General features: G+C 45.2%; 3 protein-coding genes and 2 pseudogenes. 2 read left to right on the top strand and 3 right to left on the bottom strand.

Annotated elements, in window-relative coordinates; all coding sequences use genetic code 11:
• From O9324_RS12965 to O9324_RS12975, 3 genes and pseudogenes are all read right to left on the bottom strand, one after another.
• The coding region (locus O9324_RS12965; RefSeq protein WP_288140400.1) for a helix-turn-helix domain-containing protein at window positions 1-250 on the bottom strand (250 nt) is incomplete at its 3' end.
• Between the two features lie 91 nt (window positions 251-341).
• A pseudogene (locus O9324_RS12970) lies at window positions 342-803 on the bottom strand (M48 family metalloprotease); the annotation flags it as partial.
• A 63-nt stretch (window positions 804-866) separates the two neighbouring features.
• Window positions 867-1,151 carry a hypothetical protein gene (locus O9324_RS12975; RefSeq protein ID WP_052277378.1) on the bottom strand — a complete coding sequence of 95 codons (285 nt, stop codon included), beginning with the start codon at window positions 1,149-1,151 and terminating at the stop codon, window positions 867-869.
• 517 nt (window positions 1,152-1,668) lie between these two features.
• Here O9324_RS12975 and O9324_RS12980 point away from each other — a divergent pair.
• Window positions 1,669-2,664 (top strand): LysR family transcriptional regulator, encoded by a 996-nt coding sequence (locus O9324_RS12980; RefSeq protein ID WP_002759960.1) that lies wholly within the window; start codon window positions 1,669-1,671, stop codon window positions 2,662-2,664.
• Between the two features lie 495 nt (window positions 2,665-3,159).
• Window positions 3,160-3,342 (top strand): annotated as a pseudogene (locus O9324_RS12990) (IS1 family transposase); the annotation flags it as partial.

Consider the following 3,342-nt stretch of genomic DNA (forward strand, 5'->3'; position numbering starts at 1 on the left):
AATGTCTTAACCCTTGTTGTAAGGGTACACAGCTTACTTCATTGAGAAAGTCTAATTCTTCTTGTTTTTTCCAATCGGTTAGCATTGAAGAAGTTTCAGTATATCCTACTCTTTCTTGTCTTTCATACCATGCTTGTGTTCTGAGATGGAGAGCTTTATTGTAAACTAATCTTACACAGCCCAATGTGCGCCGCAATAGCGACTCTTGTTCGGGTGTGGGGTAAAATCGGTAAGAATAGGCTTTTTCCATGTCTCATATTTTAGCATATATTTCGTAAACGATGCTCATATTTAACAGCAAAGCCAACCTAAAACGGCGGGGTTTCAGACCCAAATTTTCGATGACGACCGACGATATGGCCGATTTCATGGGCAATCACGCTGGCTAATTCCGCCTCATTATCAGCAGTTTTAATCAATCCCGTGTGTAAATAGACAAATCCGCCCATAGTAGCGAAGGCGTTAATGCTATTGTCGCGCACCACTTGAAAAGTGTAGGGAAGGTCAGGGCGATCGCTAGTTGCCGCTAATCGCTGTCCGATTTCTTGGACATATTAGTTAATTCTGGCATCTTTGGAGAGTTTTACCTTACCTGATTCTAATAAACCTTGATTAATCTGCCTACCGAGGGCGACTTCCTGCTGAGGAGAAATAGTGGCAAGTTGAATAACCTGCACACCGCGAAAAAGTAAATCCATCCACGAGCGCCCGAAACTGGGTTGGGGATTGATCATCCCGATACTCAGGGTGAGCAGCAGCGTAATCAGGGTTAATAGCCAAAAACGGCAGAAAATAGGGCGCATAGACGATTCGATCCCATAAAAACCTCATTCCCATTCTAGACAGTCAATATCACCCTTTGCCTGTTACTGTCCCCGATTGGTTTGATAGACGTAAAAGTTAAATAAATCGAATAAACTGCCAACAAAAGCAAAGGTGACAGCGATGGTTAACATTCCTTGTAGGGGATAACCGTCGCCGAAAATGGTTAAAAATTGCAGGATTTGGCTAAAACCGGTCTGAGAAACCCAAGTAAAGCCGGGGACATGACTGGTGGCCAATAAAGCAGCTAAAATAGAACCTACCAAGAGGACGGGGGCAACAAAACTTAATAGGGTGGAAAATAGCAGCGAACGGAGCAAAGTAAGCATGGGTGCTGATCTCCAGAGAATTAGCGGGCGGTCGAACGGGAATAGGAATCTACACTCGCTCCCCTATAGAATATACGTTCATCTCGGCTAGGGGCAGTTTGTTAAAAAATCTTAAAATATCATTAAGATTCTTGGTTAAGAACGATTAAGTGGTACACAAAAGTCAACCCGATAATTGCTGGGGCAGCCTTTTTCAGTGATCAGTGAGGGGTGGGGAAGTGGGGAAGTGGGGAAGTGGGGAAGTGGAGGAATTTAAACACCCCAAAACCCCAAAACCCCAAAACTCCCCGCAACGCGCACGCAGTGACCACCCTATCTCCTGACTCGGAGACTCGGAGACTCGGAGACTCCTGATAACTGATAACTGGTAACTGATAACTGGTAACTGATAACTGGAACTACCTGAAGCATTGATCCCCGTGGTGTGGTACTGTCAATTCAGTGTATTTATCGGCACTGGCTTAAGATTTGTCGCTATTGTCCTCCCCTTCTCCTGTCGCTGTTTTTGAGGCTTTCTATGACCGACATTCCCTTCACCCTAGACCAACTGAGAATTCTCAAAGCGATCGCTGCCGAAGGAAGCTTTAAACGGGCGGCAGATACCCTGTATGTATCTCAACCGGCGGTCAGTCTTCAGGTACAAAACCTCGAAAAACAGCTAAATGTGCCGTTATTTGACCGGGGCGGTCGGAAAGCCCAATTAACGGAAGCGGGACACCTACTCTTAAGCTACGGCGAAAAAATTATCACTCTCTGTCAAGAAACCTGTCGGGCGATCGAAGATCTACAAAATCTGCAAGGGGGAACCCTAATCATCGGTGCTTCCCAAACCACGGGAACCTATCTTCTTCCCCGCATGATCGGGATTTTTCGGCAAAAATACCCAGAAGTATCCGTACAGCTACAAGTTCATTCCACCCGTCGCACCTCTTGGAGCGTTGCTAACGGTCAAGTGGATTTAGCCATTATCGGGGGAGAAGTTCCCGCCGAATTACAAGAAACCCTGCGGATTATCCCCTACGCAGACGATGAACTGGCTTTAGTCCTGCCTATTTTTCATCCTCTGTCTAAGGTAGAAATGATTCAAAAAGAGGATTTATATCGACTAAAATTTATCACCCTCGATTCCCAATCGACGATTCGCAAAGTCATCGACAAGGTTTTAACCCGTTGCGAGATCGATACCAAACGCTTAAAAGTGGAGATGGAACTTAACTCGATCGAGGCGATTAAAAATGCCGTACAATCCGGTTTAGGGGCGGCTTTTGTCTCGGTGACAGCGATCGAAAAAGAACTACAAATGGGAGTTATCCACGCGACCAGAATTAAAGATGTGGAAGTACGACGCACCTTGTCGGTAATTATTAACCCGAATCGCTATCGCTCGAAAGCTGCCGAAGCTTTTACCCTAGAAATACTACCCCAATTCTCCACCTATCCGGAATATCTGGCTGACGACCACAACTTTGAACCGATTCCTAACTCGCAACCCGCCGAAATTATGAGTAAATAGGGTTGGCTGAATAAATCTAAAAACCTTGTTGGGTAAGACTTTTAGACTTTTTGGAAACCAAAAAGTACCAGATATGGGAGTGATCGGGTGGAAAATCCCTGGACTTTTTCCCTGAAAATTAGGTAATTGACCCCTTCAAAATCGGTAAAACCCTACACCCCCCCGATGTCGGGGGGGTAGGGGGGGTCACACCCTGCCCCCAGGAAAAACTTTTTCAGCAGACCCTATTTAATGGTTAATTGATAGAAAGACAAGGTAAATTATTGGTGGCTATGCGCGGAGATGGGAGTCGTCAATCAGCCCAAAAACTTTGGGGCCAGTTTACCCGGTGTTTACCGACAATGCGCGGTTGCTTACACAGACTTTTGGGAGTCCTAAGTAGGTGGGTGGAATTAAATATAAGATGAACGTAGGTTGGGTTGAAGCATGAAACCCAACGCCCGATTATGTTACGCTACCGCTAACCCATCCTACAAATAATTGTGCCTCCCTACTTATAAGACAGTAATTCCGAGTAAACGTCATCGAGCGGTCGGAAAAGAAACTGGTCAAACTAATCCTATTGAAAGATTAAATAATACCTTTCGACAAAGGATTTCTCGGTTGGTGAGAGAGAGTCTATCTTTCTCTAAAAAAATGGAGAATCACGTTGGGGAACCCTTTGGTATTTTATCCATG

Source organism: Microcystis sp. LE19-84.1B, from assembly GCF_027531875.1.
GTDB classification, from domain to species: domain Bacteria; phylum Cyanobacteriota; class Cyanobacteriia; order Cyanobacteriales; family Microcystaceae; genus Microcystis; species Microcystis panniformis.